At 64.8% G+C, this 6,498-nt stretch carries 2 protein-coding genes; both read right to left on the bottom strand.

Features of this window, described 5'->3' with window-relative positions; all coding sequences use genetic code 11:
- Positions 1-976: 976 nt before the first annotated feature.
- A complete protein-coding gene (locus AC5JJ6_RS23540) occupies positions 977-5,854 on the bottom strand; it encodes an NAD-glutamate dehydrogenase (RefSeq protein WP_496044387.1) in 4,878 nt (1,625 codons plus the stop codon).
- Positions 5,855-5,964: 110 nt separating this feature from the next.
- On the bottom strand, positions 5,965-6,498 hold a 534-nt coding region (gene ccmB / locus AC5JJ6_RS23535; RefSeq protein ID WP_496044386.1), incomplete at its 5' end, for a heme exporter protein CcmB.

The following is a 6,498-nucleotide window of genomic DNA, read 5'->3' as shown; positions in this document are numbered from 1 at the left end:
GGTTGATAACCTACCACGATAGGCTCAATACGATGCCTTTATATTGAACTTGAAGAACGTCCGGTGATCAATCGACATGCCGCTCCCGGAAACGAACGCGGATATTCTGACGTTCCATGACACGATCCGAATTTACCAGGATACTCGTGACACGGCTTGTTCTTGGTGTATGCGGGATTATGCGGACAAATATCCGAACCTACTCTTAACGACCATAAATTCTGAAGTCTTAAGGGAGTTCAGAAGAACGTGGCGGTCGGATTTCAGGCATCCTTCGACGTCGCACTGGGACTGGAACAGGCTCCAGAACGACCGGCATTCCAACCCGAAACGGTTTGAACTGGCGATCTGGGGCAGGACAAGTACAGAAGACGGTATTTCGCTGACTTTACATGGCCTGGCAATTGGGAGAACCTCCAGAAGCCGGTCGATCGTCAGAGTGTCGATCGTCAGAGTCGAGTATCTCGAGTCGTATCCCTTCGACCATCATCCATTTCCCAGGGCAATTTTCCCGATCGTGGAAAGAACCTTGACCTTTTACGCGATCTTGGTGGAAGCTTCTCGTCTTGAACTGGTGAACCCTGCGCCGGCCCTCGTACGGTATTATGAGCGACGGGGTTTCCAGCTTGAAAGAATTTATGGGCGCAACGAAGTCATGTTCAAGGATTTGGAAAGAAGCACGATATGAGCAGCAATCCGGCATCAGGGCACTCACAGGATTTCGCTTCGCGGTTCCATGTCGATGGGCAGCGCGCCGGTGACGGATTGCGGCCACCGATGAATAGGCTTCAACTGGAAGAGCGTCTAGTCCGCGCCCAGACGTATCTTGCCAAGTTTCCCATTCCCTTGGAAATGGACGAGGATGTGCCGGAGATCCTTGGAGTTTGGACGACTCCAGCATCCTCCTGAAATCATCCGGAACGAAAGAAGGCCCGGTTGGCATACCGGGCCTTCTTTCGTTCAAGTGCTGCAGACCTCAACTCGCGATCAGCCCCCGCAACTGCCGGTTCGCCACCGCCAGCATGGCGAGATCGACCCGCGCCACGCCGCGCAGTTCGGTCAGAAGCTGGTTGATGCGGTCGACCGGTCCCTGGCGGGCGCCGGCCCAGGTCGCGATCGCGGCTTCGTGCGACAGGCCGTCGTTCAGGATGCGGGCGGTCAGGTCGCTTTGCAGGCCGTAGAGGTCGTCGATGATCGCGCTGACCGCCTGCTTCTGCCAGTGGTTCTCGGTCTTGACCTTCGCCGCCTTGGCGCGCAGCCATTCCATGCCGAAACGGTGGCCCAATTCGAAATAGACCCGCGCCGCGTCCTGCACGTCGCGCCGGGCAAGGCGCGCGATGCGGGTGATGTCCAGGGCCGATGCCAGGATGCCCAGGCTCGCCACCCGGCGCGCCAGTTCGGCCGGAACGCCCTGCTCGATCCAGGGACCGGCACGCTCGTCCAGCTGCGCCCTGTCGTCCTCTCCGATCACCGCGTCCAGGCAGGCCGTCAGCTCCTCGACGCCCGGCGTATAATTGGAGGCCTCCGCCCCCAGATCGAGCGGCTGGGGAACGTTCGTCAGGAACCAGGGGATCGTCCGGTTCATCAGGCTTTGGGTGGCCGCGATCATCTCGTACTGGACAGCCGCCGGCGCCTTGTTGTCCAGCGCCTCGATCCCCGTCCACAAGGCGCGCAGGGCGAAGGCGTCGCGGCTGACGGTATAGGCCCGCGCGATGTCGCCTGGTCCGGCCCCCGTCTTGTCCACCATCTCCGTCACGAAGGTAGGGCCGACCCGGTTGACCATGCTGTTGGTCGCATATGTCGCGATGATCTCGCGGCGCAGCCGGTGCCGTTCGATCGCTTCCCGGTAGTCGCGGCGGAGCGCCTTGGGGAAGTACTTGACCAAGTCGTCGGCCATGCGCGGATCGTCCGGCAGGTTCGATTCCAGCAACTGGTCGTACAGGGTGATCTTCGAATAGGCCAGCAGCACCGCCAGTTCCGGCCGGGTCAGCCCCAGCCCGCGTGCGGCGCGGGCGGCGATCTCCTCCTCGTCCGGCAGGAACTCGATGGCGCGGTTCAGGTGGCCGGCCTTCTCCAGCACCCGCATGAAGCGGGCCTGCTCCTCGAGCCCGCCCACTCCGGCGGCTCCGGCGACGCTGATCGCCTGCGGCTGGAGGTAGTTGTCGCTCAGCACCAGCTCGCCGACCTCGTCGGTCATGCTCGCCAGCAACTGGTCGCGCTGCTTCAGCGTCATGTCGCCACGGGCCAGCACGTCGCCGGTCAGCACCTTGATGTTGACCTCGTGGTCGGAGGTATCGACACCGGCTGAATTGTCGATCGCGTCGGTGTTTATCCGCCCTCCGCCATGATCGGCGGCCCCGCTCTGGGCGAACTCGATCCGGCCGCGCTGGGTGACGCCGAGATTGGCGCCCTCGCCCACGATCTTGGCGCGGACCTCGCGCCCGTCGATGCGGGTCGCGTCGTTGGCCTTGTCGCCGACTTCGGCGTGGGTTTCCTCGGTCGCCTTGATGAAGGTGCCGATGCCGCCGAACCACAGCAGGTCGATCTCGGCCCGCAGCATCGCCTGCATCAGCTCGGCCGGAGTCACCTTGTCGCGCGTCAGGCCGAAGCGGGCCTGGATCTCCGGCGTCAGTTTCAGCGACTTGGCCTTGCGGTCGAAGATGCCGCCGCCAGGCGACAGCAGGTCGGTGTTGTAGTCGGTCCAGGACGACCGGGGCAGGTCGAACAGCCGCCGCCGTTCTTCGAAGCTGGTCTCCGGATCGGGGTCCGGATCGCAGAAGATATGCATGTGGTTGAAGGCGCCGACCAGCTTGGTATGGCGCGACAGCAGCATGCCGTTGCCGAACACGTCGCCCGACATGTCGCCGACGCCGACGCAGGTGAAGTCCTGGGTCTGGCAATCGACGCCGATCTCGCGGAAGTGCCGCTTGACCGATTCCCAGGCGCCGCGCGCCGTGATGCCCATCTTCTTGTGGTCGTAGCCGCGCGAGCCGCCCGACGCGAAGGCGTCACCCAGCCAGAAACCGTAGTCCTCCGACACGCCGTTGGCGATATCGGAGAACGTCGCCGTGCCCTTGTCCGCCGCGACCACCAGATAGGGATCGTCACCGTCCAGCCGCACGACATCCTTGGGCGGGATCACCGAGCCGTCGGCCGCATAGTTGTCGGTGATGTCGAGCAATCCCCGCATCAGCGTCTTGTAGCACTCGATCACTTCGGCCATCAGCGCGTCGCGCCCGGCATCGGCCGGCGGCGGGCGCTTGACCACGAAGCCGCCCTTCGACCCGACCGGCACGATCACGGCGTTCTTGACCATCTGCGCCTTCATCAGGCCTAGGATCTCGGTGCGGAAGTCCTCGCGCCGGTCGGACCAGCGGATGCCGCCGCGCGCCACCTTGCCGCCGCGCAGATGGATCGCCTCGGCGCGCGGGCTGTAGACCCAGACCTCGACCATCGGGCGGGGCAGCGGCAGTTCATCGACCGAGCGGCTGTCCAGCTTCATCGACAGGTAGGATTTAAGCTCCCCATCGGCGCCTTTCTGGAAATAGTTGGTCCGCAGGGTCGAGCGGACGAGGTTGAGGAACCGGCGCAGGATGCGGTCCTCGTCCAGATTGGCGACCTCGTCCAGCGCGTGGTCGATCTCCACCAGCAGCCCGTTGACCGCGACCTGGATGTCGTCGGCGACGCCGCCGGTACGCGACTGCGCCGGATCGTGCATCGCCTGGAACAGCCGGACGATCAGCCGGGTGATGGCGGCGTGATCGGCCAGCGTGTCTTCCATGTAGTCCTGGCTGAACTGGAAGCGGATCTGGCGCAGGTACTTGGCGTAGGCCCGCAGCATCGTGACTTCGCGCCACCCCAGCCCCGCCCGCAGCACCAGCCGGTTGAAGCCGTCGTCCTCCATCCTGCCTTCCCAGACCCGAAGGAAGCTGTCCTGGAAGGACTGCCTGACGCGGCCCAGGTTGACGGCGGCGCCGTCCTTCGTCCGCATCGCGAAGTCGTGGATCCAGACCGGCTCCACCCGTCCGGGGATGGTCACCTCGAACGGCCCGCCCTCGGAGATCACCTTGACGCCCATATGCTCCAGCATGGGCAGGATATCCGACAGCGCCACCTGCCCGCCGTCATGGTAGAGCTTCAGGTATATCTCCGACTCGGAAGCCTCGATCGGGCGGTACAGGTTGAGACCCAGCCGCCTGGTGTGAAGCACCTCCTCGACCCGCTCGATGTCCAGAATCGCCGGTTCGGCCCCGAAACGGTCGCGGTATCCCACGTCGAAGGCCGTGGCGTAGCGGCGGTGCAGGCGGAGGCCCTTTTCCTCGCCATGGGCATCGACCAGGGAATCCTGCAAGCGGTCGGGCCATGCGCGGCTCGCCTCGATCAGCCGCTCCTCGATCGCGGCGACGTCGTAGTCCGGGATGGCGCCGGGCTTCGTTTCGATGACGAATTGAACCCGCGCCAGCACGCTTTCGGCCAGCTGGGTGTAGAAGGCCGAGCAGGTGCCGTCGAACGCCTTCTCCAGGATCGCCTGGATGCGCCGGCGCAGGTCGGTGTCGTAGCGGTCGCGCGGGATATAGACGAGGCCGGTGACGAAGCGCTCGAACGGGTCGCGCCGGACGAACAGCGCCGTCCGCTGCCGTTCCTGAAGATGCAGCACACCGATCGCTATCTCGAACAGTTCGCCGTCGCTGACCTGGAACAGTTCGTCGCGGGGGAAGTTCTCCAGGATATGGACCAGCGCCTTGCCGTCGTGGCTGCGCGGATCGAAGCGGGCGCGCTGGAGTACGCGTACGACCTTGTTGCGCAGGTACGGGATATCGCGGGCGCTGGTGTTGTAGGCGACCGACGTGAACAGCCCGACGAACAGGTGCTCGCCGACCACCGCGCCGTCGTCGTCGTATTCCTTGATGAAGATGCTATCCATCAGCGCCGGACGGTGGACGGTGGCCCGGCGGTTCGACTTGGTTACCAGCAGCAGGCGCGGCTGGCGCAGGAATTGCTGGGCGTCGGGCGGCAGCGACGCGAAGTTGCGCAGCCCGTCGAACACCCGGACATCGTCGTCGCGCAAGATGCCCATCCCCTCCCCGGCGACCACGGCCAGCCGCGCCTCGTCGCCGTCGCCCTCGAAGCGGTAGCGGCGATAGCCCAGGAAGGTGAAGTTGTCGTCGTTCAGCCACAGCAGGAAGTCGCGCGCCTCGTTGACCTCGTCAGGCGGCAGCGCGTGCGGCATATGGTCGACGGTTTCCAGGATGCGCAGCATGGGTGCGCGCATCCTCTGCCAGTCCTCGACCGCGTAGCGGACATCGGTCAGCACCTTCTCGACGCTCTGCGCCACCTGCTCCAGCAGTTCCGGCGCGGTCTGCTCGTCCACCTCGATATGCATGAAGGACTCGGGCACCGCGTCCGCCGGAGCAGCCTGCGGCTCGTACAGGTCGGTCAGTTGGCCGGAGGCATCGCGCCGCACCCTTACCACCGGGTGGATCACGAGATGGACCGTCAATCCCTGGCGGTTCAGCTCGGCGGTGACCGAATCGACCAGGAAAGGCATGTCGTCGTTGACGATCTCGACCACGGTATGGCCGCTCTGCCAGCCATGTTCGTCCAGCTGCGGGTGATAGACGCGGACGCGCGCGGTTCCAGGCTTCCGCTGCGCCGCGAACTGCCAGATCGACAGGGCGGCGCTGTAGAGCTGGTCGGGGCTCGACTCGATGATGTCGTCGGGCGGCACGTTGGCATAGAACTGCCGGACGAAGCGTTCGGCCGTATCGGCTCTGTCCCTGTTGAGCCGGTCGTGAACGCGACTGACGATCTGTTCCGTAAGCTCGCCTTTGAGCTGTTCGGCCTTAAGGGCCATGCCTGCCTCCCGTAATGCAGCCTGCTTCGGCGGTTCGCCCGCTTCTGGTCAAGCCCGAGTGTAGCAGGTGAACATAGGTCCAGGGAGTAAGGTTGCGTGAAGTTTCGGCGCTACTCGATCGCCTGCCTCAAGGCCGCGGCCCCCGCCCAGGGCGCCAGCGGAAGGGCTGCGACCAGCAGCCCGCCGAGCAGAAGCAGATGGGGCCGTGCCGTGAATCCCGACAGCGAGGCGTCGATGGCGCCGGCCCCGAAGATCAGCACGGGAATGTAGAGCGGCAGGATCAGCAGCGACAGCAGGACGCCGCCGCGCCGGGCGCCCAGCGTCAGGGCGGCGCCGATGGCCCCGATCAGGCTGAGCGTCGGCGTGCCGATGGCCAGCGTCGCGATCAGCACCGGGAAGCCTTCCGGATCCATGTTCAGCAGCAGGGCCAGCAACGGAGCCGCGACGATCAGCGGCAGGCCCGTCACCAGCCAGTGCGCCAGCACCTTTGCGAAAACAACCGCCTCCAGCGGCAGGCTGGTCAGCGTCAGAAGCTCCAGGCTGCCGTCCTCGTAGTCGTTCTGGAACAGCCGCTCCAGCGACAGCAGCGACGCCAGCAAGGCCGCGACCCAGATCACCCCGGCGGCGATGCGGGCCAGGATATT

This window comes from Skermanella sp. (assembly GCF_059503625.1).
The sequence above is the reverse complement of the archived record's forward strand: the minus strand, read 5'-3'. Positions and strand labels throughout refer to the sequence as shown.

Excerpts from the sequence above, each read along its gene's own strand:
- AC5JJ6_RS23540 (WP_496044387.1), bottom strand. The coding sequence starts at position 5,854 with ATGGCCCTTAAGGCCGAACAGCTCAAAGGCGAGCTTACGGAACAGATC.